This is a genomic window from Sphingopyxis sp., assembly GCF_036675685.1.
GTDB lineage: Bacteria > Pseudomonadota > Alphaproteobacteria > Sphingomonadales > Sphingomonadaceae > Sphingopyxis.
Window position 1 is genome coordinate 96,397 of sequence record NZ_JAKFEM010000017.1, and the last position, 26,370, is coordinate 122,766.

The 26,370-nt window shown below is 66.1% G+C and carries 22 protein-coding genes; 6 read left to right on the top strand and 16 right to left on the bottom strand.

Annotation, left to right across the window (positions count from 1 at the left end; all coding sequences use genetic code 11):
• The first annotated feature begins 213 nt into the window (after nt 1–213).
• Nucleotides 214–1,617: a sigma-54-dependent transcriptional regulator gene (locus V6M50_RS08125; protein WP_332818049.1), complete on the top strand. Its 1,404-nt coding sequence runs from the start codon at nt 214–216 to the stop codon at nt 1,615–1,617.
• 31 nt (nt 1,618–1,648) lie between these two features.
• On the opposite strand, the gene folP is transcribed toward V6M50_RS08125, so the two are convergent.
• The 7 genes from folP to glmM all read right to left on the bottom strand — a co-directional run bounded on the left by folP (nt 1,649) and on the right by glmM (nt 8,756).
• The gene (gene folP / locus V6M50_RS08130; protein WP_332818050.1) at nt 1,649–2,779 is read right to left on the bottom strand and encodes a dihydropteroate synthase; all 1,131 of its coding nucleotides are present in this window, start codon (nt 2,777–2,779) and stop codon (nt 1,649–1,651) included.
• A gap of 151 nt (nt 2,780–2,930) precedes the next feature.
• Nucleotides 2,931–4,070 (bottom strand): site-specific DNA-methyltransferase, encoded by a 1,140-nt coding sequence (locus V6M50_RS08135; RefSeq protein ID WP_332818051.1) that lies wholly within the window; start codon nt 4,068–4,070, stop codon nt 2,931–2,933.
• A 345-nt stretch (nt 4,071–4,415) separates the two neighbouring features.
• On the bottom strand, nt 4,416–5,312 hold the full coding sequence (locus tag V6M50_RS08140) for an oxidoreductase (RefSeq protein WP_332818052.1): 897 nt from the start codon (nt 5,310–5,312) through the stop codon (nt 4,416–4,418).
• Nucleotides 5,313–5,327: 15 nt separating this feature from the next.
• Entirely contained in the window at nt 5,328–5,882 is a 555-nt protein-coding gene (locus V6M50_RS08145; RefSeq protein ID WP_332818053.1) for a ribonuclease HII, read from the bottom strand.
• A gap of 28 nt (nt 5,883–5,910) precedes the next feature.
• Nucleotides 5,911–7,053 carry a bifunctional hydroxymethylpyrimidine kinase/phosphomethylpyrimidine kinase gene (thiD, locus tag V6M50_RS08150; protein WP_332818054.1) on the bottom strand — a complete coding sequence of 381 codons (1,143 nt, stop codon included), beginning with the start codon at nt 7,051–7,053 and terminating at the stop codon, nt 5,911–5,913.
• Nucleotides 7,054–7,159: 106 nt separating this feature from the next.
• Nucleotides 7,160–7,384, bottom strand: a complete 225-nt coding sequence (locus tag V6M50_RS08155) for a DUF1272 domain-containing protein (protein ID WP_332818055.1) — start codon at nt 7,382–7,384, stop codon at nt 7,160–7,162.
• A 34-nt stretch (nt 7,385–7,418) separates the two neighbouring features.
• Nucleotides 7,419–8,756, bottom strand: a complete 1,338-nt coding sequence (glmM, locus tag V6M50_RS08160) for a phosphoglucosamine mutase (protein ID WP_332818056.1) — start codon at nt 8,754–8,756, stop codon at nt 7,419–7,421.
• Nucleotides 8,757–8,932: 176 nt separating this feature from the next.
• Between glmM and V6M50_RS08165 the strand changes: the two genes are divergently transcribed.
• The gene (locus V6M50_RS08165) at nt 8,933–10,186 is read left to right on the top strand and encodes a dicarboxylate/amino acid:cation symporter (protein ID WP_332818057.1); all 1,254 of its coding nucleotides are present in this window, start codon (nt 8,933–8,935) and stop codon (nt 10,184–10,186) included.
• Nucleotides 10,183–11,178 (top strand): aldo/keto reductase, encoded by a 996-nt coding sequence (locus V6M50_RS08170; protein ID WP_332818058.1) that lies wholly within the window; start codon nt 10,183–10,185, stop codon nt 11,176–11,178. The genes V6M50_RS08165 and V6M50_RS08170 overlap by 4 nt, the downstream gene beginning before the upstream one ends.
• Before the next feature lie 167 nt (nt 11,179–11,345).
• On the opposite strand, the gene V6M50_RS08175 is transcribed toward V6M50_RS08170, so the two are convergent.
• The 5 genes from V6M50_RS08175 to V6M50_RS08195 are packed head-to-tail and all read right to left on the bottom strand — an operon-like array spanning nt 11,346 to nt 16,946.
• Nucleotides 11,346–11,861, bottom strand: coding sequence for a DUF1003 domain-containing protein (locus V6M50_RS08175; RefSeq protein WP_332818059.1), 516 nt, complete (start codon nt 11,859–11,861; stop codon nt 11,346–11,348).
• Nucleotides 11,862–11,864: 3 nt separating this feature from the next.
• On the bottom strand, nt 11,865–12,566 hold the full coding sequence (locus V6M50_RS08180) for an NnrU family protein (RefSeq protein WP_332818060.1): 702 nt from the start codon (nt 12,564–12,566) through the stop codon (nt 11,865–11,867).
• Nucleotides 12,567–12,616: 50 nt separating this feature from the next.
• Nucleotides 12,617–13,918, bottom strand: a complete 1,302-nt coding sequence (locus V6M50_RS08185) for an amidohydrolase family protein (RefSeq protein WP_332818061.1) — start codon at nt 13,916–13,918, stop codon at nt 12,617–12,619.
• A complete protein-coding gene (locus tag V6M50_RS08190) occupies nt 13,915–15,324 on the bottom strand; it encodes an amidohydrolase (protein ID WP_332818062.1) in 1,410 nt (469 codons plus the stop codon). The genes V6M50_RS08185 and V6M50_RS08190 overlap by 4 nt, the downstream gene beginning before the upstream one ends.
• 2 nt (nt 15,325–15,326) lie before the next feature.
• Nucleotides 15,327–16,946, bottom strand: coding sequence for a peptide MFS transporter (locus V6M50_RS08195; protein WP_332818063.1), 1,620 nt, complete (start codon nt 16,944–16,946; stop codon nt 15,327–15,329).
• Nucleotides 16,947–17,130: 184 nt separating this feature from the next.
• Between V6M50_RS08195 and V6M50_RS08200 the strand changes: the two genes are divergently transcribed.
• Together V6M50_RS08200 and V6M50_RS08205 are read left to right on the top strand one after the other, a co-directional pair.
• Nucleotides 17,131–17,712 carry a nitroreductase family protein gene (locus V6M50_RS08200; protein ID WP_332818064.1) on the top strand — a complete coding sequence of 194 codons (582 nt, stop codon included), beginning with the start codon at nt 17,131–17,133 and terminating at the stop codon, nt 17,710–17,712.
• Between the two features lie 71 nt (nt 17,713–17,783).
• On the top strand, nt 17,784–18,131 hold the full coding sequence (locus V6M50_RS08205) for a GntR family transcriptional regulator (protein ID WP_332818065.1): 348 nt from the start codon (nt 17,784–17,786) through the stop codon (nt 18,129–18,131).
• A gap of 166 nt (nt 18,132–18,297) precedes the next feature.
• Here V6M50_RS08205 and V6M50_RS08210 read toward each other — a convergent pair whose 3' ends face one another.
• Genes V6M50_RS08210 through V6M50_RS08225 form a run of 4 tightly spaced genes read right to left on the bottom strand, consistent with a single transcriptional unit; the run spans nt 18,298 to nt 25,038 of the window.
• Nucleotides 18,298–20,145, bottom strand: coding sequence for a tetratricopeptide repeat protein (locus tag V6M50_RS08210; RefSeq protein ID WP_332818066.1), 1,848 nt, complete (start codon nt 20,143–20,145; stop codon nt 18,298–18,300).
• On the bottom strand, nt 20,146–21,528 hold the full coding sequence (prsR, locus tag V6M50_RS08215) for a PEP-CTERM-box response regulator transcription factor (RefSeq protein WP_332818067.1): 1,383 nt from the start codon (nt 21,526–21,528) through the stop codon (nt 20,146–20,148).
• Complete coding sequence (gene prsK / locus V6M50_RS08220; RefSeq protein ID WP_332818068.1) at nt 21,525–23,645, bottom strand: XrtA/PEP-CTERM system histidine kinase PrsK; 2,121 nt, start codon at nt 23,643–23,645, stop codon at nt 21,525–21,527. Before prsK ends, prsR begins: the two co-directional genes overlap by 4 nt.
• A 4-nt stretch (nt 23,646–23,649) precedes the next feature.
• Nucleotides 23,650–25,038, bottom strand: coding sequence for a TIGR03013 family XrtA/PEP-CTERM system glycosyltransferase (locus V6M50_RS08225; RefSeq protein ID WP_332818069.1), 1,389 nt, complete (start codon nt 25,036–25,038; stop codon nt 23,650–23,652).
• A 127-nt stretch (nt 25,039–25,165) separates the two neighbouring features.
• On the opposite strand from V6M50_RS08225, the gene V6M50_RS08230 reads away from it, so the two are divergent.
• A complete protein-coding gene (locus V6M50_RS08230; protein WP_332818070.1) occupies nt 25,166–26,212 on the top strand; it encodes a mannose-1-phosphate guanylyltransferase in 1,047 nt (348 codons plus the stop codon).
• Nucleotides 26,213–26,370 lie beyond the last annotated feature (158 nt).

A 26,370-nucleotide genomic window follows, 5' to 3' on the forward strand; every position in this document is an offset into this window, starting at 1 on the left:
AGCCCAGAATCGGCCTTCGCGCCGGTCTTAGCTATGCGCTCCCATATGCTCAATAGCGGAAAGCCGCACCACGTGGCAAAAGTCCAACGACCTTAATCGCCCTTTTACCCCTATCGGATAGAGCAGATGTCCTCAGCGGAACAAACACCCATAAATATCGGTTCAGGGGGCAGATTCGGGACAATGGCAAGCACGCGCGACACGCGAACGATAATGATTGTCGACAGCGAGCCTGCACAGCAGCGCTTTCTGGCGGCGCTGGTGTCGCGCGGCGGCTGGCGCAGCGTCATCGCGGGCGACACCGACACCGCGCTGGCCAAGCTCGGCACGCAGGAAGGCATGGCGCTCGACGCCGTGCTCGTCGACCAGGGTGCGCCGGGCATGGACATGACCGAATTCGTCACCGAACTCCGCCGCTGGCGCCCCGCGCTGCCGCTCGTCGTGATCACGATGCGCAACGGGGTCGAGGTCGCGGTTGGCGCGATGCGCGCCGGCGCGAGCGATTTCGTCCAGAAACCCATTGCCCCCGACCGGCTGCTCGAGGCGCTCGATCGCGTCGTATCGACCGGCGGCCCGCAGGGCGAACTGCGTCCGCTGACCGAAAAGCTCCGCGCCCCGCTCGCTTTCGAGGAAATCATCGGGTCGAGCCCCAATTTCCGCAGCGCACTCGCGATCGCCGCCAAGGCCGCGCGTGCGCGCGTGCCGGTGATGATCAACGGCAAGCCCGGCACCGGCAAGGAAGTTTTCGCCCGCGCGATCCACAGCGCGAGCCCACGCGCCCGCGGCGCGCTGGTGATGGTCGATTGCTCGGCGGTGTCGCCGGGGCTGATCGGATCGGGCCTGTTCGGCCACGAACGCGGCGCTTTTGCCGGCGCCTTCGATCGCCAGGTCGGCCGGCTCGTCCAGGCCGACGGCGGCAGCGTCATCATCGACCATGTCGAGTGCATTCCGCTCGAAACGCAGGCGAAGCTGGTCGAATTCCTGAACACCGGCGAAGTCCAGATGATCGGCGGCACGATCCGCCAGAGCGTCGACGTGCGCATCATCGCGACGAGCACCAGCCCGCTCGACAAGCTGATCGCGGCGGGCCACTTCCGCGAAGACCTGTTCTATGCGCTGTCGAGCGCGCAATTCACCCTGCCCTCGCTCAGCGAACGCCGCGGCGACGTCGGCCCGCTCGCGCGCCACCTGCTCGCGCGCATCGGCGGGCTGCCGAATATGGGGCCGATCGGGGTCACCGACGACGCGCTGCGCCTGCTCGCCGCCTATGCCTGGCCGGGCAATGTCCGCCAGTTGCAGGACGTGCTGTTCCGCGCCGCGGTCGGCAGCACCACCGACGTGCTCACCAGCGCCGATTTCCGCGCGATCGAGGCGACGCTCGGCGGCGGCAGCATGAGCGGCGAAGGCGAGATCGCGATCAACGGCGAAGCCATCGGCGTGACGCTCTACCTGCCCGACGGCAATTTGCGCCCGCTCGAGGAAATCGAGGCCGACGTCATCCGCCTCGCGATCGGCCATTATCGCGGCCGGATGAGCGAAGTCGCGCGCCGCTTGGGCATCGGGCGCTCGACGCTCTATCGCAAATTGAGCGACCTAGGGATCGATACGGCGGCCTGAACAATCTTCTCCTCTCCCTGAAAGGGAGGGGCTAAGCGGTCAGCGCCGCATCCCTCAGCCCACGCCACACGCGCAGCGCCTGGCGATTCTCAGCAATGTCGTGGACGCGCAGCAGCTGTGCCCCCTGCGCGGCCGCCTGATAGTGCAGCGCGACCGTGCCGCCGAGCCGCTGGTCGGCCGCCGCCTCATTGTCGAGCGCGCCGATCATCCGCTTTCGGCTCGCCCCGAACAGGATCGGGCATCCGAGCGTGTGGAACAGCGCAAGGCCGTTGATGAGCGCCAGATTGTCAGCGACGCTCTTGCCGAAACCCAGCCCCGGATCGACGATGATCTTCGCCGGATCGACCCCCGCCGCGATACAAGCGGCCACGCGCTCGCCGAGCATGTCGTAAACGTCGAACAGGACATGTGCGTAAGAGCCGCCCTCGTGCGGGTCGCTCTTCGCCGACGGCGCGTGCATCAGCACGACCGGGCAGCCGGCCTTCGCTACCACCTCCATCGCGCGGTCGTCGTACCGCAATGCCGAAATATCGTTGACGATCGTCGCCCCCGCCGCGAGCGCCGCCTCCATGACCGCGGCCTTGCGCGTGTCGATCGAGACCGCGACGCCGCCCTTGGACAAAGCCGACACCACGCCTTCGATGCGCTTGATCTCGTCGCCTTCCCAAACCAGCGGCGCGCCCGGGCGGGTCGATTCCCCGCCGACGTCGATGATCGCCGCGCCCGCCGATCCCATCGCGAAACCGGCTTCGGCGGCCGCGGCGGTGTCGACATGCTTGCCGCCGTCCGAAAAGCTGTCGGGCGTGACGTTCAATATGCCCATGAGCTGCGGCTCGTTCAGCCGGATCGTCCGTTCGCCGAGCTGAAGAACGCCGCGCGGACGGGCTACCCCGGCGCGCTGCGCCGCCGCCGCCTGTGCAAGCGTGTCGGGCATGGCCGCAATCCAGCCGGCCCATTCGGGAACCGCGACGATCGCCGATTTGACGCTGGCACCATCGCGCAGGCTGATATGCCACGCGGCGAACCAGACCATCGTGTCGGCGATCCTCAGACAGGCGTCGTCGAGTTCGTGCGGCCGGTCGACGAAGCAGGTCGGGCGGCAATAGATTTGGGCGCCGGCGGAGGCGTTGCCGAGGTCGGCTTTGGTCAAAGGTGCGAACATTGCTCGCCCCCTACCCGTTCGTGCTGAACTTGTCGAAGCACCGTTCTTCCTTTGCAGCATAGAAGAGAAGGACAGCCCCCTTCGACTGCCTTGCAGGCGCTCAGGACAGGCTTCGACAAGCGCAGGGCGAACGGAGTTTTAATGGGCAGCGTTACGCCTCGTTCGCCAGCAGCCAGTCCTGCCGCACCGCGTCGATCACGCGGAGCTCCTTGCCATTGTCAACGTGCCAGAAGGTCCAGCCGTTGCAGCTCGGCGCGCCCTGCACGCCCGCGCCGACCTTGTGGATCGACCCCGCGGGCTGGCCTTCGCATTCGAGGCTGCCGTCAACGCGCACCTTCGCCTTCCAGCGGCGCTTCGTATCGGTCAGCACCGTTCCCGGCGCAATCAGCCCGCCCTCGACCAAAGTGCCGAACGCGACACGCGTCGCGGCCTGCGGCGCCATCATCGTCTTCACCGCGCTCTCGTCGAGCGGCAGCGCCATTTCGATGCGTTCCTTCGCGGCGGCGATATAGTCATCCTCGCGTTCGATGCCGATATAGTGGCGGCCGAGGCGCTTCGCGACCGCGCCCGTCGTGCCGGTGCCGAAAAAGGGATCGAGGATCACGTCGCCGGGGTTCGAACAGGCAAGCAGGATGCGATAGAGCAGCGCCTCGGGCTTCTGCGTCGGGTGGACCTTGGTGCCGCCCTTCTTGAGCCGTTCCTGCCCGCCGCAGATCGGGATCAGCCAGTCGCTGCGCATCTGCAATTCGTCGTTCAGCGTCTTCATCGCGCGATAGTTGAAGGTGTAACGCGCTTTCTCGCCCATCGAAGCCCAGATCAGCGTCTCATGCGCGTTGGTGAAGCGCGTGCCCTTGAAATTGGGCATCGGGTTCGCCTTGCGCCACACGACGTCGTTGAGGATCCAGTATCCCTGGTCCTGCAACGCGGTGCCAACGCGGAAGATGTTGTGATAGCTGCCGATCACCCAGATGCTGCCGCCGGGTTTCAGGATGCGCTTCGCTTCCTTCAGCCACGCGTGGGTAAAGCGGTCATAGGTCGCGAGGCTGTCGAACTTGTCCCATTCGTCGTTGACCGCATCGACCTGACTCCCGTCGGGGCGAAGGAGATCGCCGCCAAGCTGGAGATTATACGGCGGATCGGCGAAGATCATGTCGACCGACGCGGCGGGTAGGCTGCGCATCATCTCGACGCAATCGCCTTGCAGGATGCTGTCGAGCGGCAGATCCACGGGCGCCGTTTTCGCCGTGCGCTGTTTCACCGCCGGGGTCTTCACCCGTTCCATCACACCCATGTTTCGCCCCTGTTCTTAACCGCGTCCATAATCGCAAGAAGGCCCTGATGAGTCCGGCGACACCCGCCGTCAAGCTCCAGACTCTAGGGATTCCGCCTCTCCAACTGGTTAACGCGATGAGAACGAAAGGAGTCTGGCACAGCATATGGAGTCGTCGGCGACTCGAGGACTCAACCACTGGTGGTGTGGCGATGAGGACTCACTGGCGAAAAAAAATTCCCGAAAAGTTCAAAATCCGCATCCCCGAGCGAAGACGAGGGGCTGGGCCGAGCGAAGCCGAGGCCGCGACGGTGCAGGTTCTCGCTACGCTCGAACGGGCCCCTCGTCTTCGCTCGGGGATGCGGCTCAAATCCCCGGATCGACGCCGGTCAGATCGATCGACCGCGCCCACAGCTCGCGCGCGAGCTTCGGATCGCGCGCGGTGCGCGTCGCGCGCGCGGGACCCGAGCGTCCCGACACCTCGCCGAGGCCCTGTGGCCCCAGATAGTCGCCGCCCTGCACATGCGCGCCCGTCGCCGCCTGCAAGGTCGGCCACGCGCCCTGCGCCGCGCTGTTGAAGAAGGGCCCGGCGAGCGGGGTCATCGCGCGGAGCGGCATCGGCAGGTGCCGCGTCAGTTCGGTGAGCGCGACCCCCGGATGGCAGCCGATCGCCTGCGTCGAGCGCCCCGCGGCGCCGAGCCGCCGGTCGAGCTCGAACATGTGGAGCAGGTTCGCGAGCTTGCTCGTCTGGTAACGCTGCCAGTTATGATAGCTGCGCGACGCCGACAGGTCGCTGAAATCGATCTCGCCGCCCTTGTGCGCGATGCTCGAGGTGATGACGATGCGGTCGACGACATGGCCGTACAGCAGCCCCGTGAGGGCAAAGGTGCCGAGATGGTTGACCCCGAATTGCAGTTCGAAACCCTGCTTGGTCAGCGTCTTGGGCGGAATCATCACACCCGCGTTGTTGATCAGCACGTCGATCCGCGGCCCCGCGAGCACGGCCTTCGCCGCGTCGCGCACCTGATCGAGATCGGCGAGATCGAGCGGCTGGAACGACAGCTCGGCGGCGGGAACATCGATGCGGATGCGGTTCATCGCCGCCTCTGCCCGGCCCGCATCGCGGCATGCGAGGATCACATGCGCCCCGCGCGCGGCCAATATCTTCGTGGTTTCGTAGCCGATCCCGGCATTGGCACCGGTGACAAGGAAGATGCGCCCGGTTTGGGCCGACACATCGTCGGCCGTGAATCCCCTGCTCATCGCCGTCTCCTCGATTCAGACCAGCTGCATTTGTGCGACCGGGGCAAAACTGGTCCGATGGAGCGGCGTGGGGCCATGCTGCCGCAGCGCCGCGAGATGCTGCGCGGTACCATAACCCATGTTGGTTTCCCAGCCAAAGCCGGGGAAATCGCGCGCCATGGCAACCATGAAGCGGTCGCGATGCTCCTTCGCGATGATGCTCGCGGCCGAAATGCACGGATGGCTTGCATCGCCGCCAACGATGGCGCGCGCGGTGTAGCGCCAGCGCGGCAACCGATTGCCGTCGACCAGCACCTCTGCGGGCTCGAAACCGAGCGCCTCGACCGCGCGCGTCATCGCGAGCAAGGTCGCCTGCAAGATGTTGATGCGGTCGATCTCCTCGACGCTCGCCTCGCCGACGCCCCAGCGGCAGCGCGCCTTGATCTGGGCTTCGAGTTCGGCGCGCCGTTTCGCGGTGAGTTTCTTGCTATCGTCGAGACCGGGGATGCCGCCCTCGCAAAGCAGCACCGCCGCCGCGACCACCGGCCCCGCGAGCGGGCCGCGCCCGGCTTCGTCGACCCCGACGATCATCTATCCCTCCCGGCAAGCGGGAGGGTGGCTATATGCGCCACGGCGGATACCTCCGATATTCGCCCGCTTGGTACAGGCACAGGCGATTGCCCGCCGGATCGGTCAGCCGCGCCTCGCGCCAGCCCCATTCCTCGTCCTTCGGCATCTGCTCGAACCGCACGCCGCGCCGCGCCAGATAGGCGACCCACGCATCGAGCGCGCCGCTTTCGAGATAGGTCGCCGCGCAGCCCGCCGCGCCGTCGCCGTCATGGATCGACAGCGTGACGCCGTTGGCGGCCTCGAACCGCGCATAACCGTTGTCCGGGCTGTCGACGATCTGCTTCAAGCCCATCTGCTTGTAGAAGGCGACCGACGCCGCGTAATCGGCTGCCGGCAAGGTGATCTGGTTGAGCGCCGGGCCGGTGAACAACCCGTCGTTGCGCACGAACTGCTGCCCCATCGGGCCGTGGCCCTGCCCAAGCCCCGGCGCATCGAGCAGCGAAAGCCGCACAAAATCGCGCGCGCGTGCGATCGCGGGTTCGAGCGGCATGCCTTGCGCCAGCCCCGTCGCGATCGCGCTCGCCAGCGTGCATCCGGTGCCGTGGCTGTGTTTCGTGTCGATCCGCGGCGCTTCCCAGCGCGCGACCTCGCCCTCGCCCGTCTCGAGCAAGCGGTCGATCACCGTCTCGCCCTCGGCATGGCCGCCCTTGACCAGCAGCGAACAGCCATGCGCGAGCACCGCATCCTCGCCGCCCAGCGCTTCAAGCTCGGGCAAATTGGGCGTCGCAACCATCGCGCGGTCGAGCAGCGCCCGAAAGGCATCGATCGTCGCGCTATCGGCGAGCACCGACCCGCTCGTCGCCACCATCACCGGGTCGAACACCAGCGCCACTTGCGCGAGGTCGGGCTGTGTGAGCCGCTCCGCCACCGCCGCGGCAGTTTCGGCGCTGCCGATCATCCCGATCTTGACCGCATCGACACCGATGTCGGCGGCAACACTGTCGATCTGCATCAACACCATGTCGACCGGAACCGGATGGACGCCCTGAACACCGAGCGTATTTTGCGCCGTGATCGCGGTGATTGCTGTCATCGCATGGCCGCCGAGCATCGTGACCGTCTTGATGTCGGCCTGGATGCCCGCGCCGCCGCCGCTATCGGACCCGGCAATGATCAGGACGCGTGCAGTCACGGTTCACCATCAGAATCTTCGTCACCCCGGGCTTGATCCGGGGTCCATGACGCCGAGGCAGCGATGGATGCCGGATCGAGTCCGGCATGACGAAAATGAGAAAAAGTCACCCCTTATGCTTTCGCTCCGTCGAGGCGGGGAACTTCGCCAACGCCGCGCCTTCGCGCAGCGGGCGGTCGAGCAGGTCGCCGCCGCAATTGGGGCAAATCTCGTCGAGCTTGTCGGCGCAGTTCGCGCAGAAAGTGCATTCGAACGAGCAGATGAAGGCGCCATGGACGTCGGCCGGCAGGTCGCGGCCGCACTTTTCGCAATCGGGTCGCATTTCAAGCATGATAAGTCTCTTTCAGTCCTAAAAAATCAAATGTTTATGCGGCGGCGGCGCGTACCGCGTCGCAGATCATGTCGACGACGCGCTCGACCTGCCCGGCGTCGTCGCCCTCGGCCATCACGCGGATCAGCGGTTCGGTTCCCGACGGGCGGATCACAAGGCGGCCGCGCCCGTTCAGCGCCGCCTCGCCCTCGGCGATCGCGGCCTGGACATGCGCGTCGTCGAGCGGCTTGCCGCCGGCAAAACGAACGTTTTTCAAAAGCTGCGGCACGGGGTCGAACTGGTGCAGCAATTCGCTCGCCGGCCTGCCCGACGCGACCAGTTCGGCGAGCACCTGCAACGCCGCGAGTGTGCCGTCGCCGGTCGTCGCATAGTCCGACAGGATCATATGCCCCGACTGTTCGCCGCCGACGTTGAACCCACCCTCCTTCATGCGTTCGAGCACATAGCGGTCGCCGACTTTCGTGCGCTCGAGCCGCAGCCCCTCGCCTTCGAGAAAGCGTTCGAGCCCGAGGTTCGACATCACCGTCGCAACGACGCCGCCGCCTTTTAGCCGCCCCTGCCGCGCCCAGCTCGCGCCGATCAGGCCCATGATCTGGTCGCCGTCGACGACCCTGCCCTTTTCGTCGACGACGATCAGCCGGTCGGCGTCGCCGTCGAGCGCGATCCCGATGTCGGCGCCGCTCGCGACCACCGTTTCCTGGAGCAGCACGGGCGCGGTCGATCCGCATTTGTCGTTGATGTTGATCCCGTTCGGCGTGACCCCGATCGCGACCACATCGGCGCCGAGTTCCCAGAACACCGTCGGCGCGCTGTTGTACGCCGCACCATTGGCGCAATCGAGCACGATCCGCAGCCCGTCGAGGCGAACGGACTCGGGCAAGCTCTGCTTCACCGCGTGAATATAGCGGCCGCGCGCGTCGTCGATGCGCTTCGCGCGCCCGATATGCGCGGCGTCGGCAAGCTTCGGCTCCTGCGTCAGCAGATGTTCGATCTGCGCCTCATCCTCGTCGGACAATTTATATCCGTCGGGGCCGAACAGCTTGATGCCATTGTCGTAATAGGGATTATGGCTCGCCGACAGCATCACACCCAGGTCGGCGCGCATCGAGCGCGTCAGCATCGCAATCGCGGGGGTCGGCATCGGGCCGACCTGCACCACATCCATGCCGACGCTGGTAAAGCCCGCGACGAGCGCGTTTTCCAGCATATAGCCCGACAATCGGGTGTCCTTGCCGATCACGACGCGGTGCTTGTGGTCGCCGCGCAGGAAATGTGCGCCCGCGGCCATGCCGACGCGCATCGCGACCTCGGCCGTCATCGGCACCTGATTGGTTAACCCTCGAATCCCGTCGGTTCCGAAAAACTTGCGCATGCCACCTCTGCTACTTAAGCCGATGATCAGACCAATGCCTGCCCCGGCGTCCACGGGATGGCCCCCGTGGAGCATTTCCCGGCCCAAAAACCGGTTCCCACTTCTGCCGGGAGGTGCTCTATGTCACCCTCTTTTGCTTGGCAAGCTGGCCAGAAAAATCGCCGGGAGAATCTGTCTTGAAATCCGCTTGGTTTATCCTGTCGGCGCTCATCGCCGGTATGCTTTTGGGGATCGGCGTCGAGCTGGTTTCGCCCGACGCCGGGACCGCTTCGCTTCCCTATATCGAACCCATCGGCCTCTTGTGGCTCAACGCGCTCAAGATGACGATCGTCCCGCTGGTCGTCGCGCTGCTGATCACCGGCATCACCGCGACCGCCGACGCGGCGCGGGCTGGAAAACTGGCCTTCCGCGCCGTGATGATCTTTCTCGGCGCGATCTTCCTGTCGGGACTGATGTCGCTGCTGATGACGCCGCTGCTGCTGCGGCTCTTTCCTCTCTCCGCGGGTGCGGCCGAGGCGCTGCGCCACGGCCTCGGCGGCACGACCGAGGCGGGGCCATCGCCGACCTTCGGCGATTTCCTGCTCTCGCTGATCCCGACCAATCCGATCGCGGCGGCCGCCGAAACCGCAATCCTGCCGCTGATCGTCTTCACCACCATCTTTGCCTTTGCGATCACGCGGCTCGAGCCCGAACAGCGCGCGACGCTCTCGGGGCTGTTCAAGGCCTTGGGCGACGCGATGCTGATCGTCATCGGCTGGGTCCTCGCGCTCGCGCCGATCGGCGTTTTTGCGCTCGGATATGCGCTCGCGGTCAAGGCTGGCGTCGCGGCATTCGGCGGGCTGATCCATTATGTCCTGATCCTGTCGGGGGTCGGTATCAGCTGCATCATCCTCGGCCTCCTGCTCGCGTGGCTCGTCGTCGGCATCCCGCTGCAGCACTTCGTCCGCGCGATGGTGCCAACGCTGGCGGTCGCGATCAGCACCCAAAGCTCGCTCGCCAGCCTGCCCGCGATGCTGAAATCGTCGGAGGAGCTTGGCGTCGACCCCAAAAAGGCCGACGTCGTCCTGCCGCTCGCGGTCGCGCTGTTCCGCTTCACCAGCCCGGCGATGAACCTCGCGGTCGTCGTTTATGTCGCGTGGCTGTTCGGCATCGAATTGACCCCGTGGGAAATGGCGGTCGGCCTTGGTGTCGCGATGGCCGCGGCGCTGAGTTCGGTCAGCCTGCCCGGATCGATCAGCTTCGTGACCTCGATCGCGCCGATCGCGGTGTCGATGGGAGTTCCCGTCGCACCGCTGGGGCTGCTCGTCGCGGTCGAGACCTTTCCCGACATCTTCCGGACACTCGGTAACGTTATAGGTGACGTGGCGGCCACAAAATATGCCGCCGACGGGCTCGACGACAAGGCCCCCACATCAGGAGAAACTCCATGAAATATCGCAAGCTCGGCCACGGCCTCGAAGTCTCGGCGATCGGCATCGGCTGCATGCCGATGATCAAGGGCGGCAATATCCTCTATGGCGAGGCGGCCGACGTCGACGAATCGACGCGCACGATCCACCGCGCGATCGACCTTGGCGTCACCTTTTTCGACACCGCGCAAATCTATGGCCCCTTCTCGAACGAGGAGCTGCTTGGCGAAGCGATCAAGGGCAAGCGCGACGGGCTCGTCATCGCGACCAAGTTCGGCTTCAAGTTCGAGGGCAAGCAGATCACCGGCGTCGACGGTTCGCCCGCCAACGCCCGCGCCGCGTGCGAAGGCTCGCTGAAACGGCTCGGCATCGACACGATCGACCTTTTCTACCAGCACCGCGTCGACCCTTCGATCCCGATCGAAGAGGTCGTCGGCGGTATGATGGAGCTCGTGAACGAGGGCAAGGTTCGCCATATCGCGCTGTCGGAAGCTGGCCCCGAAACGATCCGCCGCGCCGCGAAGGCCGCGCCGATTACCGCGCTGCAAAGCGAATATTCGATCTGGGAACGCGATATCGAGGACGAGATCCTGGGCGTCTGCCGCGAAAACGGCATCGGCTTCGTCCCCTATTCGCCGCTCGGCCGCGGTTTCCTCGCGGGCGCGGTGCGCAGCCGCGACGAGCTGCCCGAGAATGACTGGCGCCGGAACGACCCGCGCTATTCGGACGAAAATCTGCCCGCCAACCTCGCAATCGTCGACGCGATCGGCGCGGTCGCCGACCGGCATGGCGTGTCGAAGGCGCAGGTCGCGCTGGCCTGGCTGCTCGCGCAGGGCGACGACATCGTCCCGATCCCGGGCACCAAGCGCCGCGCGACGATGGAAGACAGTGTGGGGGCGGCCGAGGTCACTCTGACGGCTGCCGACCTCGCGGCAATCGAGGCGGCGGCACCGAAGGGCGGGACGAGTGGGCCGCGCTACGGCGAAATGGGCATGCGGATGGTGCGGCTTTGAAAACGCCTTCTCCCTTGATGGGAGAAGGATATGAAGCCTTATCGCGAAGCGATTAGGCGAAGCTGGATGAGGGTGATGGTGCGTCCATAAACTGCAGTTTCAGGCCGGGACCGCACCCCCACCACTGCGACTAGCCAGCAAGCTGGCAAGTCTCGCTGCCTCCCCCATCAAGGGGAAGGAGAAGCTTTCAACCCCTTCACCTCACCCATCAGCTCATCGAGCTTGTGGTGCAGCCGCATGATCTCCAGCTCGGCGCGCAAATTGATCTCATAATCGAGCCCCGCGGCGATGCGGTCCTTCGCCGATGCGCGGTTCTGGCTCATCATGATGATCGGCGCCTGCACCGCCGCGAGCGTCGACAGCATCAGGTTGAGGAAGATGAACGGATAGGGATCGAACGCCAGCCCCCAGCGCGACAGCACCTCCGAATTGAGCAGCATCCAGCCGAGCAGCACCACGGTGAACAGGATGATGAAGCCCCACGACCCGCCCACCGCGGCAACACGGTCGGACAGGCGGGCGCCGAAACTGGCTTCCTTGTCGACAAGGTCGGCGGCGTCGCGGCTGGTCAGGCGGCGTTCGGCGATGGCGTCGAGAACGCGGCGCTCGTCATCGTCGAGTTCGTCGAGCGGCCGTCCGAGCAAACGAAGCGACAGGTCGGCGGTCTTCGTCGCATCGTGCATCGATCAGCCCATCCAGCGCCAGATGCCCGCGACCATATAGCCGAGCGCGCCATGCGACCAGGTCGCGGCCAGCCACAGTATGATACCGCCGAACAGCGCGTGCGGGCGCGGGATCGTATCGCCCCACGGCGTCGCGCCGCTCAATTGGCGGGCAAAGGGGATGAAGCTTGTCCGCGCCGCCCAATGACGCCAGGCATCGCCCATCAGCCGCGCCTTTTTGATGTCCTGCCCCGCCGAACCGGCGAGCGCGAGGAAGGCGATCATACCCGACAGCACAAATTGTGCGCCGGTCGGCACCACCAGCGCGTGCGCTAAGGCCCAGAGCGCAAAACCCCACATCATCGGATGCCGCGTGATCGCAAAGACCCCGCGCGGCGCCCCCTGTGCGGCGAAGGCGGCGTTTGGCGCGGGCAGCGCGGGATTGCCGATCAGCGACCCCATGAAAAGGATGCTCGCGAACAGCACGGTCAGCGACGCAACGATCCACAGCCCGTCGCCGACCGCCCACATCGGCGGTTCGGGCGGCATGCCGCGCCATGCCTGTACGACCATGATGAAGGTCGCGATCGCGACCACCGAATAGACGACCTGGAACGCGCGCTCGCCCATCCGATCGGCGAGCGGCGCGCGCAGCGGGTGCGACAAAATGAAATGCGTGCCGACGAACAGGACGCACGTCGTGACCAAAAGCGACATCGGTTGCATTGGGATCCTTCCCTCCTCCTCACCGGCATCGCGTTGGTCAGGCGCGGCGCCTATCTGTCGTAAGCCTTGGGCAGCGCCCCTTCCTGCGGGGTCGCATAGCGGTCGCGCAGCCGGTCCTGCCGCGTCGTCAGCGACTGCGCCTTGCCGTCGATCCACACGGCGGTCGGGCGGCTGCCCAACTCAAGCGGATCATCGTCCCAGATCACGACGTCGCCGACGCGCCCGGGCCGGAGCGACCCGATGCTGCCATCCATCCCGACCGCACGCGCCGGGGCGCTGCTGATCGAAGCAAAGGCCTGGTCCCAGGTCATGCCGCTCGCGCCCGGCAGCTTCGCCAGTCCGACGAGGTTGCCGGCATATTGCGTTGCATAGCCCATTTTGTGCGCATCGTCGTCGTCGAACACACCAACCGCCACGTCAACACCCGCGGCCTTCAACCGTCCGGCGTTCGATTGGGTCGCACCGAGTTGCTCGAAACTGCCCGGCAGGTCGGTGAGCGGCGAGACAAGCACCGGCACTTTGGCGGCGGCAAGCTCGCGCGCGACGAGCCAGCCTTCGGTCACCCCGACCAGCACGAGCTTCAGCGCGGGGAACTCGCCCTTGAGCTTGAGTACATTCACGATGTCGACGGCACGGTCGACGCGGACGAACAGCGGCGTCGTGCCGTCGATCACGCGCACCAGCGCATCGGCGTCGGCGCGCTGGATCATCGCGTCATTGCCCCATTCGGCAAGCGTCGCGGGATTGCCGGCATAGCTGCGCGCGGCGAGCAATTGTTCGCGAAAGAGCAGGAAGGTCGCCGCGCGGCTGCCGCCGGCCTTCGCCGACCCGTCCTCGCCGAACGCGACATATTGCAGCGCGCGCGGGCGCGTCACCATCTCCATGTCGTCGGCGAGATCGACGACCGCGCCCTGGCCCGCGAACAAATTGCTGCTGCTGCCCGGCGCGACGATCGCGCGGGTAACGCCCGATGCGCGGTTGACCGCGACCGGCGAGCCCATCGGATTGAGCGCGGGCGCAATATCGAGCCCGGCGGAGAAGCGCGAGCGCGTCGCCGACCGGTCGTTGGTGCCGCTGACCGCATCGACTTCGGTCAGGCCGACGCGGCTGAACGCGGCGACGATACCCGGCGTCACATAATGGCCTTGCGCATCGACGCGCTCGATCCCGGCGGGAACCGCGACGCCCGCGCCCGCCGCAACGACCTTGCCGCCGCGCACGACGACGGTGCCGCCTTCGACCGGCGCGCTGCCGTCGCCGATGACGAGCTTGGCATTGACGATCGCGATGTCCTGCGCCGCAGCCGGAGCCGCAATCAGCGCAGCGGCAGAAAGAAACAGCGCGCGCATCATTTCACGTCTCCTTCGCCGGGCTGGCCCAGCTCGAAATCGCTCACCGGGCGGCGCTTGGGATCCATCGCGTCGAACATCAGCGCGCCGTCGATCCACACCTTTTCGGGGCGGGTATAGGCGCTGAACGGATTGCCGTTCCACAGCACGACGTCGGCCATCTTGCCGGGTTTGAGGCTGCCCGTCTTGTCGCCGATACCGAGCGCCTTGGCGGGATTGTACGACAGCCAGGTCCACGCCTGTTCGTCGCTGATCCGGATGCCCATGCGGCGACCCGATTTCAGCGCCTTGGCGGCTTCCTGGTTCAGTCGCTGGATCTGGTTCGCGTCGTCCGAATGGACGATCGTGCACGCCCCCGCCTTGTACACCAGCGGAATATTCTCGGGCACCGAGTCATAGGCTTCCATCTTGAAGCCCCACCAGTCGGCCCACATCGCCGAACAAATGCCTTCCTTGGCGAGCAGGTCGGCGATCTTGTAGCTTTCGACCGCATGGTGGAAGGTCGATACCTTGTAACCGAACTCCTTGCTCATATCGATCACCAGCGCCATTTCATCGGCGCGGTAGCAATGGTTGTGGATGAGTATCTCGCCCGACAGCACGCCCGCGAGCGTTTCCATCGCAAGGTCGCGGTCGACAGCCTTGCCGCCGTCCATCTTCTTCTTGTACGCGGCCGCTTTCGCCCAGGTCGCGCGGTTGACCGCGAAATTGCCCATGCGCGTCGAAGGCATGCGGCCCTTGCCGCCATAGACGCGCTTCGGATTCTCGCCGCACGCCATTTTGAGGCCATAAGGCGCGCCGGGAAATTTCATCCCCTGCACCGTGCGCGACGGGACATTCTTGAGCGTGATCGAGCGCCCGCCCATCAGGTTCGCGCTGCCCGGCAGGATCTGCAAGCTGGTCACGCCGCCATTGGCGAGCGCGCGGCTGAAACCCGGGTCCTGCGGCCAGACGCTATGTTCGGACCAGACTTCGGGGGTCGTCGGCGCGGTCGCCTCGTTGCCGTCCGAATGCGCCTCGACGCCGGGCGAAGGATAGTCGCCGAGGTGGCTGTGGATGTCGATCACGCCGGGGGTGACGAACTTGCCCGCGCCGTCGACCATGTCGGCATCGGCGGGAACCGGCGTATCGGCGGCGCCGACCGCCTCGACCTTGCCGTTCACCAGCACGACGGTGCCATTGTCGATCCGCCCGCCTTCGCCGTCGAAGATCGTGACCCCGCGCACCACGGTCGACCGGCTCGGGTACGCCTTGTAGGTCGACGGGTATGGGTCCTTGTTGAACTTGACCGGCTTTTCGGCGGCGGCGGGCTTGTCGCCCGCCGACTTCGCTTCGTCACCCGTCGCCGCGCAACCCGCGAACGCCAGCGACACCGCAGCCAGCAGGCTGCCCTTCACACCCCGGATCATGTTTATGCCCCCTTGGGATGCGTGCCGGCGGCTTGCGGCTCGCCGAGTTCGCCCGTGCCCGGGATGCCCTCGTCGCGGTCGCGCAGCGTATCGAGGTGCATCCATTTCTTCACGATCGGCGACAGCGCGAGAATGAGGATGCTGACGCCCAGGGTGATCAGGCCGATCTGCCAATAGATGCCGAGCGTCGCTTCCTTGGTCATGTCGCCGCTCTCGCCGCCGGTCGCTTCGCCGATCTTGCCCGCGACGAAATTGCCGACCGCGGTCATATAGAACCAGGCGCCCATGATCAGCGAGGCAAGGAAGCTCGGCGCCAGCCGGTTCATCGCGCTGAGGCCGACGGGCGACAGGCAAAGCTCGCCCATCGTATGGAGCATGTAGAGCAGGAAGACGAAGAGGACGGGCGTCGCGACTTCGGGTCCGACGGTGCCGGCGCCCCAGACGAAGACGAGGAAGCCCAGCCCGACCTGCGCGAGCGCGAGGGCAAATTTCGCGGGTGCCGAGGGTTCGAGACCCTTCTTGCCGAGCCATTGCCACAGCGCCGCAAAGATCGGCGCGAAGAGGATGATATAGATCGGGTTGATCGACTGGAACACCGACGCAGGCACGCCGCCCTTGTCGACATAGCGGTCGGTGTAGAGGTTGAAGCTGCCGCCCGCCTGCTCGAACAGGCCCCAGAACAGCGGGTTGAGCGCGATCAGGAACAGGATCGCGAACATGCGCTCGCGCGGTTCCTTGGGCAGCTTGAAGCTCTCGTAAAGCACATAGCCGAGCAGCGCGAGGCCCGAGACGATCAGCAAATTCTGAATGATATCCTGATACTGGACGAGCGCCCACATCACCGCGACCGCGGCAAGGCCGGTGCCATAGATGATCGTTTCCTTCTGCTTCGTCAGCGGCGCCGGGGCTTCGCCCGCGCCGAGCAGGGCATTCTTGCCGAGCACGAAGACGATCAGGCCGGCAACCATGCCAATGCCAGCAAGGCCGAAGCCATAGGCCCAGCCGATCTTCTGACCAAGGTAGCCGACGAGGATGGTACCGAGCGCGGCGCCGACGTTAATTCCCATGTAAAAAATGGTATAGGCCGCGTCACGGCGCATGTCGGTCAGGCGATAAAGCTGGCCGACCATCACCGAGATATTCGCCTTCAGGAAGCCCGCGCCGACGATGATCAGCGCGAGCGCGAACCAGAAGACGTTGATCGTCGCATCTTCCTGTCCGCCGACACCCTCGAACGCCATGAACAAATGGCCGCAGGCAAGCAGGACGCCACCAAACAGCACCGCCTTGCGCTGCCCCAGATAGCGGTCGGCCAGATAACCGCCCAGCACCGGGGTGATATAAACGAGGCTGGTATAGGCGCCGTAGATCAGGTTCGATTTGCCGTCCGAAAACAGCCAGTGCTGCGTCAGATAAAAGATGAGCAGCGCGCGCATGCCGTAATAGGAGAAACGCTCCCACATTTCGGCGAAGAAGAGCATGTAGAGGCCCTTGGGATGGCCGGCGAACTCGGGTTTCTTGCTTCCGGCGATGAGCGCCCCGACGGTGAGGAACACCCCCAAAACGACCAGCGCGATAACCGCGATCCAGTCGCCTTCGTCCCAAAGGCCAATCTCTTTCATCAAAGCGTCCCTTATTTCGATTATCTTGTCTGCGGCCTCCCGCCGCGCGAATGGGGCAACCTAGCGCGAAAATTGCGTATGGGAAGAATCTAATTACGCCAGAAACCGTTCGGGACGGGCCAAAATTGTTGCGAATCGTTCGCAACACTTGCGTTGACGCGCGGAAAACGCCACATGGCGCTTCATGTTCAACGACCGCTCCTCGCTCCTCGCCCACCTTACCACCCGCCGTTCGGGAAAGGCCCGCGACATGGTGGCGCCCGGCCCCGATGCCAGGGCCTTGCACGAGATCATCGCGCTCGCACTGCGCACGCCCGACCATGGCAAGCTCGCGCCATGGCGCATCGTCACGGTCGCGGCCGAGCAGCGCGAAGCCTTGGCAACGCTGCTCAAGAGGAGCTGGGTGAAGGAGAATCCGGGCGCCGCTGGTCTCGACCTGTCGGCGCTCGACCAGTTCGCACATCAGGCGCCGACGTTGCTCGTCCTGCTCTCGACGCCGGTTCCCGGGAGCAAGATCCCGGTCTGGGAACAGCAGATGTCGGCGGGCGCGGTCGGCATGAACCTGCTCCACGCCGCGCACGCGCACGGTTTCGTCGGCAGCTGGCTGACCGGCTGGGCCGCTTATAGCGCTGAGGTCGCCGCGGCGTTCGGTGCGGGCGACGGCGATACGATCGTCGGCTATTTCTTCCTTGGCACCGCATCGAGGGATCTCGATGAGCGCCCGCGGCCCGATTATGACGATGTCGTCCGCAGTTGGGAAATTTAGTTTCATATTCCGGACTGAATTTGTAATTAGCCGTATTTGACTGTGCTGCTGTCTTATGGCATTAAGGCGGCATGCTCGATCAGTCCAAACCCGTGTACCAGCGTCTGCGCGATGTCATCGCCAACGCCATCCTCGACGGCAGTTTTCGCGACGGCGACATGTTGCCGTCGGTCCGCTCGCTCGCCGCGGAGGAAGGCGCCAACCCGTTGACCGTCGCCAAGGCGTATCAGACCTTCCAGGACGAAGGCTTGGTTACGGTGAAGCGTGGTGTCGGCATGTTCGTCGCCGAGGGCGCGACCGAGCGGCTTCGCGACCTGATGCGCGCCGATTTCCTCGCCAATGTCTGGCCCCCCGTCGCGCAGCAGATGCGCCGCATCGGCCTCGACGCGCGCACTTTGCTCGACCTCACCGAGGCCTGACTCTTTCCGCTTTCGGGTAGGATGCGGGCGTAAGCTGTAACCCCTGTTCCCCGGCGAAGGCCGGGGCCCAGAGTGTTACCAACTCACGCTTGCTCTCGAGCGCTCTGGGCCCCGGCCTTCGCCGGGGAACGGCTACTTCCGGTCGAAAGCCGCCATTTCAATTATCCTACCGCCCGATCTGCGCCGCCTTGTCGCGCAGATCCGCTGCGGCCTGTTTCTTGTCGCGCCTGTCTAGCAGGTCGGCGTAAAATTCCATGATCCCGGCATTCAGCGGCTGGAGCCGGTACGCACGGTCGATCAGCGGCAGCGCGCGATCGCCATCGCCCTTTGCAGCCCACGCCCGCGCGAGTTCGCGCAAGATCACCGCATCGCGATTGCCGATCCGGCTGCGCACGCGCTCAAAATGGGCGATCGCCTGGTCCCAATGCTCGATATCCATCGCGAGGTGCCCGGCGAGCCGGTCGGCGGCGATACTCGACGGCTGGCTGTCACGCAGCGCGAGGATAGCGGCGCCGGACCCCGCGGCGTCGCCGGCGCGGAAAAGCGCGTTGGCGAGCCGGAGCGCCGCGCGTTCGCTGGCATCGAGGTCGCGCGCCGCGCGATAGGCCTGCACCGCGAGATCGTACCGCCCGCCGGCGAGCGCCGCGTCGCCGAGCAGGATATGCGCATCGGAAACGCCGCGGTTCGCATCGCGCAGCCTGGTCGCGCGTCCGATCGCACGCGCGCTGTTCCCACTCAATATATCGGCGGAAATTGCCGGGATCGCCTTGGCCGGATCGAGCGGCTCGGCGTCGGCCGCCATCGTCAGCAGGCCATAGTCGTTGCTCACGGCAAAGGGCACCGCCTCGCCGCGCATCAGCGTCGCGGCGCGCGCCAGATAGTCGGCCGATTCGCCGCGCCGACCGAGTTCGGCCGCGGCGCGCGCGGCGAGGAGCAGCGACCAGCTGTCGGCATCGGGGCGGTCGACGACGGGCAGCAGCGCCTCGATCGCGCCATCGGCGTCGCCGTCGGCCCAGTCGGCGGCGGCGAGGATCCGGCGCGCGGTGAAATTGCCCGGCTGCTCGGCAAGCAGCCGGTCGGCCCAGGTCGCGGCGACCGCCTCGCCGCCCAGTTCGAGTTCGACGATCGCGCTGAGCAGCATGAACGAAGGTTGTCCGTCGAGTTCGCCGCGTGTCCGCTGCAGCAGGCTGCGCGCGAGCCGGTAATTGTCGGCGCGCGCCGCGAGCACGGCCTGGAGATAATAAAGGCGCGGGTCGCGCGGGACGAGGGTCGCGGCATGGCGCAGCGCGACGAGCATGTCGCGGTAGCGGCCAAGATCGCCGAGCGTCGCCGCCTGCTCGATCAGCGCATCGGCGTTGTCGGGGTCAGCGGCGAGCGCGTCGTCGTACCAGTCGAGCGAGGCCTTGAGCCCCTCTTCGGTCCGCACAAGGTTCGCCTTGAACGCGAGCGCGGCGCTATTCGCCTTGTCGAGTTCGATCGCATAATCGACCGCATCGCGCGCGCCGAGCACATCGGCATTGGCATCGCGAAAGCGCGCGACATCGACCCACAGCGCCGCGTTGCGCGGCAGTTCGTGCACCGCGCGGTCATAGGCTTCGCGCGCCGCGCCAAGGTCACCATTCGCCAGATGGACATCGCCCGCGACCCATGCCGCCTCGCCTATCATTTCGGGGATAATCGGCCCGCTATCGAGCGTCTGGAGCGCGCGCGCGCGCTCCCCCTGCATCGCATAGGCGCGCGCGAGCAACGGGCGCAGCGCGGCTTCCTTGGCCCCGGCACCCAGCGCGCCCTTGACCGCCGCCTCGGCGCCGACCCCGTCGCCCAGCGCGATCGCAACCCGCGCCAGCTCGACGCGCGGAACGATCGCCGTGGGGTTACCCGCAATCGCATCCTGTAACGTGGCGCGTCGCCGTTCGAGCGTGTCGCGCGGCGCGGCTGGGGGCGCACCATCGCATGCTCCCAGCAGCATCGCCGCGATCAGCAGCGCGCCCGTCCAGAAGCGGCGAAAACCCATTCAGGCCTGCATCCGATATTGTTTGAGCAGATCGTACAGCGTCGGCCGGCTGATCCCGAGCAGCTTGGCGGCGAGCGAGATATTGCCCTCGCTTTGCGTCATCGCGCGGCGGATCGCGACGCGGTCGGCCGCCTCCCGCGCGCTGCGCAGGTTCAGCCACGCTTCCTCGCTTCCATTGGCGCCTTCGACACTCGCCATGTCCAGATCCTCGCGCATCACCAGCTTGCCGTCGGCCATGATAACGGCGCGCTTGATGCGGTTTTCAAGCTCGCGGACGTTGCCCGGCCAGCGCCCCTCGTCGATCGCCTGCAGCGCGTCGGGGGCAAAGCCGCGCACCGCGGGGTTCATCTCGGGCGCATATTGGTGGAGGAAATGCCGCGCGAGCAGCACCGCGTCGCCCGGCCGCTCGGCGAGCGAGGGGATCTTCACCACCATCTCGGCGAGCCGGTAATAAAGGTCGTCGCGGAAGCTCTGGTCGGCGATCATCGCATCGAGGTCGCGGTGCGTTGCGCACACGATGCGGGTGTCGACCGCAATCGCCTTGCGCCCGCCGATGCGCTCGATCGTGCGCTCCTGCAAAAAGCGGAGCAGCTTGACCTGCAATGGCAGCGGGATGTCGCCGACCTCGTCGAGGAAAAGCGTGCCGCCGTGCGCGAGCTCGATCTTGCCCTCGGTCGTCTTGACCGCGCCGGTGAAAGCTCCTTTTTCGTGTCCAAACAGTTCGCTTTCGAGCAGATTCTCGGGGATCGCGGCGCAGTTGATCGCGACGAACGCCCCGTCGCGCCGCCCGCTTGCCTGATGAAGCCCGCGCGCGAGCAATTCCTTGCCGGTGCCGCTCGCGCCGAGCAGCATCACACTGACGTCGAGGTTCGCGACGCGCTCGATCGTGCGCGCGACCTTCTGCATCTCGGGCGCACCCGTGATCATTCCGCCGAGGACGCGATTGTCGGCGCTGCCCTGCCCCGCGAGCCGGACATTCTCGACCTCGAGTTCGCGCACATGAAAGGCGCGGCGGACGATCAGTCCGAGTTCCTCGATGTCGATCGGCTTCTGGTAGAAATCCCACGCCCCGCTCGCGATCGCCGTCAGCGCGCTCGCGCGCTCGCCATGCCCCGACACGACGATGACCTTGGTATCGGCCTTCGCCTCGAGGATCGCCTTCAGCGTCCGGAACCCCTCGCGGGTGCCGTCGGGATCGGGCGGCAGGCCAAGGTCGAGCGTCACCACATCGGGCTCCTCGGCGCGCAGCAGTTCGATCGCGGCGTCATGGTCGCCCGCGATAAACACCTGATAGTCCTCATACGCCCATTTGAGCTGCGTCTGCAGCCCCGGGTCATCCTCGACCACCAGCAGTTTGCGGACCGTGGTCCCGCTTTCGTTCATTTCGATGCTACTTTCATCATTCGTGCGTCGACACCCGCGTCGCCCCGCGCATCGGCAAGCGGCAGCCACAGGGTGAAATTGCTGCCCTTGCCCGGCTCGCTCACGACCTCGATCGAACCGCCCAGCGCCTGCGCGATCTGCAGCGCTTCAAAGGCGCCGAGGCCAAAGCCGGCCTCCTTCGTCGAAACGAAGGGCTTGAACAGTTCGTCGCGGATGAAACCGCGCGTCATTCCGCTGCCCTGGTCGATCACGTCGATCCGCGCGCGGCCCTGTTCGGCGACCGCGACCACCTGCACCGGCGCTCCCGCGTCCGACGCGTCGATCGCATTGGCGACGAGGTGCTGGACGATCTGACGGATCGATTCCGCATCGCCCCACGCCGACAATCCCGTCTGGCAGCCGACGAACAGCGCGCGGCGCGGCCGCGCCTCGGCGGCGATGTTGTTCAATATGGGTTCGACCAGGATCCGCCCGGCCTCCGCCGCCGGCCCGCGCTCGCGCGGCGACAGGCGGACCAGAAGATCGCTGAGCCGTCCCGCCGAAATCTTCAGCGTCTCGACCATGTCGGCGCGGAAATCGGGCTTGTCGGCGTGGCGTTCGGCGTTGCGCGCGAGCAGCCCGATCTGGCTCGCCAGATTCTTGATGTCGTGCATGATGAAGGCAAAGCGACGGTTGAACTCGTCGAACCGCCGCGCCTCCGACAGCGCCTGCTGGCTCTGCGATTCGGCAAGGTAGCTCGCTGCCTGCTGTCCCGCGATGCGCAGCACGTCGAGGTCTTCCCAGTCGAGCGCGCGCGACACCGCTGGACGGTGCAGCACCGCGACCGCGATCATCCGCTGGAAATGCAGCACCGGCACGACGACCCACGCGCGCTGGTCGGCGATCAGCCAGTCGGGGATCGCCAGATCCTCGCCCTCATGCCCCCGGCGCTGGGCATCAAGATCGACGATATGCCGCGTTTCCTGCAGCATGAACGCCGAGCGTAGCGACAGTGTCGCCTCTTCCTCGATCCCGATGGGCCAATGCCATTGCTCGGCGACGCGAAAACCGCCCGACGCGTCGGGCAGCATCAACAGCGCGGCAGGGCTGCCCGTCAACTCGGCGAGCGCCTTGGCGACGCGGCGATAGAGGTTGCGATCATCCTCGCCGCCCCCCTGCCCCCCAATTTGCCCGAGCGTCGCGGTGAAGCGCATCCATTCGGCGCGATAATCATAACGATGTTCGAAGAAATGCTTGGAAATCATCACTGAAAGCCACGCGCGTGCGCGCGCGGAAGCGAGCAAAAGGCCGCCCGCACCCAACGCGACGACCAGCGAAGTCGCCTGCGCGAGGACGGCATAGTCGCCGCCGACCATCCGCGCGACCGCGCCGGCAAGCCCGATCAGGATCAGATAGGCGGCGGCGCTTAGCAGCAGCAGCGTGCGCATCGCCGCCGTCCGCGACAGCCGCATCCGTTCGCGCCCGACATCCATCGCGGCGATCACATAGGTCGGCAGGGTCAGAAGCGCGACGGCGGGAAGCAGCTCGATCAGCGCGGTGGCCGTCTGGCCGGTCAAAGCGCCGATCAGCTGGACGTTGAGTTCATAGGCCCACAGCATCGCAAAGCCGCCCGCGACCGCCATCACCGGCATCCGCTGCCCGGCGCTGGCGTGACGAACGCCGCCGTCGACAATCAACAGTCCGCCCACGGCAAGGACCATCGCGGCAAAGGTCAGCGTCGGCGTCATCCATGGCTCGGCCTCGGCTCCCGCGCGCAGGTGCGCGGCCGCACCGAGAACCAGCGTCAGCACGCAGATCGTCACCAGCATGCGCAGGATCAGCCGCAGCGGCCGCGACATCGGCGCGCGCACCGACCAGAAGGTCGCGCCGAGCCAGCCGAGCATCGCAAGATCGCGCAGTGCCTGGACGACGAGCGCCTGCGACGATCCGGGCGAGAAGGCAGTGACCGCGGCGCACCAGAGCGCGGTCGCGGCGGCCGCCATCGTCAGCAACTGCGGCGCCGGCATCAACGCCGCCATCCGCGCGGGAGGCCGCACGAGCAGCCACAGCGTGACGCCCGCAAAACCCGCGAGCGCCAGCGTGGACAGGAATTGGGACAGGCCCGCGAGCGCGGTCATGATTTTACCGCGCGCCGTCCGGCCACAGCACGACACGCACCGTCTGGAGCAGGATCAACAGGTCGAGGAAGGGCGAATAATTCTTCGCATAATAAAGGTCGTATTCGAGCTTTACCCGCGCATCCTCGACCGATGCGCCATAGGGATAGTTGATCTGTGCCCAACCGGTCAGGCCCGGCTTCACCATGTGCCGTTCGGCATAAAAGGGCATCTGCTTTTCGAGTTCGTCGACGAAACTCGGCCGTTCGGGACGCGGGCCGACGAAACTCATGTCGCCCTTCAGCACGCACCAGGTCTGCGGCAGTTCGTCGATGCGCAGCTTGCGGATGATCCGGCCGACGCGGGTGACGCGCGGGTCGTTCTCGCTCGCCCACATCGCCTTGCCTCCGGCCTCGGCATCGGTGCGCATCGAACGGATCTTGAAAATATCATAGGGTTCGCCGAACAGCCCGACGCGCGGCTGGCGATAGAAGACCGGCCCCCGGCTATCGAGGATGACCGCGATCCCGGCGAGGACGACCAGCGGCAGGCCGAGGACCAGCACGATCAGGCTGGCGATGATGTCGAACAGCCGCTTGCCGGCCTTCGAGATTCGCTGGCCCGCCGAAAATCCGTCCGAAAAGATCAGCCCGCTGGGGTTGGTCGTCGCAAGGTCGACGCGCCCCGTCTCGCGCTCGATAAAGCTCGCAATATCGTTGACGTGCACCCCCGTCGTCTTGACGCGAAGCAGGTCGGCGAGCGGCAGCGCGTTGCGCCGTTCTTCGAGCGCCAGCACGACTTCGCCCGCGCGCAATGCGACGACATGGTCCGACAGATTGGCGATGTCCTGACGCGAAATCGCGCTCGGCACCGTCTTTTCGGCACCACTCATCGCGATGAAACCGACCACCTCGAGCCCGCTTCCGGGCTCCTCGGCCAGCGTCGCCAGCCGCGCCGCGCGCGGGCCGGCGCCCAGCACCAGGATGCGGCGGCGAAAAGCACTGGTGCCGGCCGACTGGGTCAGCGCAAGGCGGATCAGGAACAATGCGGCGATCGCCAGGACCATCGCATAGAGGCTGTTGGCGCGCCACAGCGTTGCGGTCGGCAACAGGAAGCCGAGGACCGACAGGAAAATGACTCCGAGCGAGATGGCGGCGAGCAGGCGCGCGGTCGCAAAGCGCATCGAACGCAGCCCCTCGTTGCCGTACATTCCGGTCGCCATCATCGCGAGCGAATTGGCGACGGCGAAGGTCGCGAGCGGCAGCCAGCGGTCGGTGAGCGGTCCCGCATCGAACCCCGCCTGGCGCGCATAAAGATGCCACGCCCCCTCGGCCGAGCCGAGCAGCGCAAGAAATTCGATTAGCGCCAGCCAGACGACGGCGTGCGGGACATAATGTTTGAACAGCCGGAACATCGAAAAATACCAAACCTTTCGCTTCCCCGATACTACAGCCGAGGCGTCAACTGTCGGTTAATTTTACACTCGCCATTTCGGTCAATGAAGGGATGACCGCGCACGCAGGAGGCGATAGACCGGCGCCATGACGCTGATGATCCAGCCCGTTATCCTGTGCGGCGGTGCCGGCACCCGCCTGTGGCCCGAATCGCGCGGCGACCGGGCCAAGCAATTCCTGTCGCTAACCGGCGGACAGAGCCTGTTCCGGCAGACGGTCCAGCGAACACCCGCGGGTCCCGATTTCCTGCCGCCGGTCATCCTGTGCGGCGACGCGCATGTTGCGGCGGTTCGCGAGCAGATGGACGGCCGCGAGGCGGCGTTGCTCGTCGAGCCGATGCCGCGCAATACCGCCGCCGCCATTGCATTGGCCGTCGCACAGGCTGACGCCAATACACTGCTGCTCGTGATGCCCAGCGACCATGTGATCGCCGATATTCCGGCCTTTCACGCCGCGATCGCCAAGGGGGTGCGGCTGGCGCAGCACGATTGGCTCGTCACCTTCGGCATCGCGCCCAGCCGTCCCGAAACGGGGTTCGGTTATATCGCCGACGGCGCGCCGCTGGGCGCCGCCGACGAAGATGGGGGCTTTGCGGTCGACCGCTTCATCGAAAAACCCCCGCTCGCCGATGCGGAGGCGATGCTCGCTGCGGGCGGCTACAGCTGGAACGCCGGCATATTCCTGTTCCGTGCGGCGCGGATGCGCGACGCGATGCTCACTCATTGCCGGGCGATTTTCGAGGCCGCCGATCGGGCCGTCGCGGCCGGGATGCGCGACGGCGACGCACTCTACGCCGACGCCATCCAGTTCGAGGCGGCACCGTCCGACTCGATCGATTACGCCGTGATGGAGAAGGACGACCGCGTTGCCGTCGTTCCGGTCTCGATGGGCTGGTCGGACCTCGGCAGCTGGCACATGATCCACGCCCTTGGCGATCAGGATGCCGACGGAAACGCCGTTGCCGGTGACGTTTTCCTTCACGATAGCCACGGCAATCTGGTGCGCGCGGGCGGCAAGCGCGTGTCGCTCGTCGGCATGGAAAATGTCGCGGTGATCGTCGACGGCGACGACATCCTTGTCATGCCGCTGGCCCGCTCGCAAGACGTGCGCGCCGCGGCAAAGGCGCGCGAATAGCGGGTGCCGCACCGTATGTTCGTTTTGGGGTGGTGAGCGGACGGTCCTTATTCGTCATCCCGGGCTTGACCCGGGACCCGCCTTCCTTCTTCCCAACCGAGAAAAGACAAGGCAGGCCCCGGGTCAAGCCCGGGGTGACGAGAAGTTGGATGACTGCA

What these genes read in the sequence shown, in the direction of transcription:
- V6M50_RS08175 (WP_332818059.1), bottom strand. Translation starts at nt 11,861, where the DNA reads ATGCACGATGCGACGAAGACCGCCGACCTGTCGCTTCGTTTGCTCGGA.
- V6M50_RS08140 (WP_332818052.1), bottom strand. Translation starts at nt 5,312, where the DNA reads ATGAGCAGGGGATTCACGGCCGACGATGTGTCGGCCCAAACCGGGCGC.
- V6M50_RS08230 (WP_332818070.1), top strand. Translation starts at nt 25,166, where the DNA reads ATGACGCTGATGATCCAGCCCGTTATCCTGTGCGGCGGTGCCGGCACC.
- V6M50_RS08205 (WP_332818065.1), top strand. Translation starts at nt 17,784, where the DNA reads ATGCTCGATCAGTCCAAACCCGTGTACCAGCGTCTGCGCGATGTCATC.
- V6M50_RS08210 (WP_332818066.1), bottom strand. Translation starts at nt 20,145, where the DNA reads ATGGGTTTTCGCCGCTTCTGGACGGGCGCGCTGCTGATCGCGGCGATG.
- glmM (WP_332818056.1), bottom strand. Translation starts at nt 8,756, where the DNA reads ATGCGCAAGTTTTTCGGAACCGACGGGATTCGAGGGTTAACCAATCAG.
- V6M50_RS08135 (WP_332818051.1), bottom strand. Translation starts at nt 4,070, where the DNA reads ATGGGTGTGATGGAACGGGTGAAGACCCCGGCGGTGAAACAGCGCACG.
- folP (WP_332818050.1), bottom strand. Translation starts at nt 2,779, where the DNA reads ATGTTCGCACCTTTGACCAAAGCCGACCTCGGCAACGCCTCCGCCGGC.
- prsK (WP_332818068.1), bottom strand. Translation starts at nt 23,645, where the DNA reads ATGACCGCGCTCGCGGGCCTGTCCCAATTCCTGTCCACGCTGGCGCTC.
- V6M50_RS08180 (WP_332818060.1), bottom strand. Translation starts at nt 12,566, where the DNA reads ATGCAACCGATGTCGCTTTTGGTCACGACGTGCGTCCTGTTCGTCGGC.
- V6M50_RS08225 (WP_332818069.1), bottom strand. Translation starts at nt 25,038, where the DNA reads ATGTTCCGGCTGTTCAAACATTATGTCCCGCACGCCGTCGTCTGGCTG.
- V6M50_RS08170 (WP_332818058.1), top strand. Translation starts at nt 10,183, where the DNA reads ATGAAATATCGCAAGCTCGGCCACGGCCTCGAAGTCTCGGCGATCGGC.
- V6M50_RS08145 (WP_332818053.1), bottom strand. Translation starts at nt 5,882, where the DNA reads ATGATCGTCGGGGTCGACGAAGCCGGGCGCGGCCCGCTCGCGGGGCCG.
- V6M50_RS08195 (WP_332818063.1), bottom strand. Translation starts at nt 16,946, where the DNA reads ATGAAAGAGATTGGCCTTTGGGACGAAGGCGACTGGATCGCGGTTATC.
- prsR (WP_332818067.1), bottom strand. Translation starts at nt 21,528, where the DNA reads ATGAACGAAAGCGGGACCACGGTCCGCAAACTGCTGGTGGTCGAGGAT.
- V6M50_RS08200 (WP_332818064.1), top strand. Translation starts at nt 17,131, where the DNA reads ATGTTCAACGACCGCTCCTCGCTCCTCGCCCACCTTACCACCCGCCGT.
- V6M50_RS08190 (WP_332818062.1), bottom strand. Translation starts at nt 15,324, where the DNA reads ATGATCCGGGGTGTGAAGGGCAGCCTGCTGGCTGCGGTGTCGCTGGCG.
- V6M50_RS08125 (WP_332818049.1), top strand. Translation starts at nt 214, where the DNA reads ATGATTGTCGACAGCGAGCCTGCACAGCAGCGCTTTCTGGCGGCGCTG.
- V6M50_RS08185 (WP_332818061.1), bottom strand. Translation starts at nt 13,918, where the DNA reads ATGATGCGCGCGCTGTTTCTTTCTGCCGCTGCGCTGATTGCGGCTCCG.
- V6M50_RS08155 (WP_332818055.1), bottom strand. Translation starts at nt 7,384, where the DNA reads ATGCTTGAAATGCGACCCGATTGCGAAAAGTGCGGCCGCGACCTGCCG.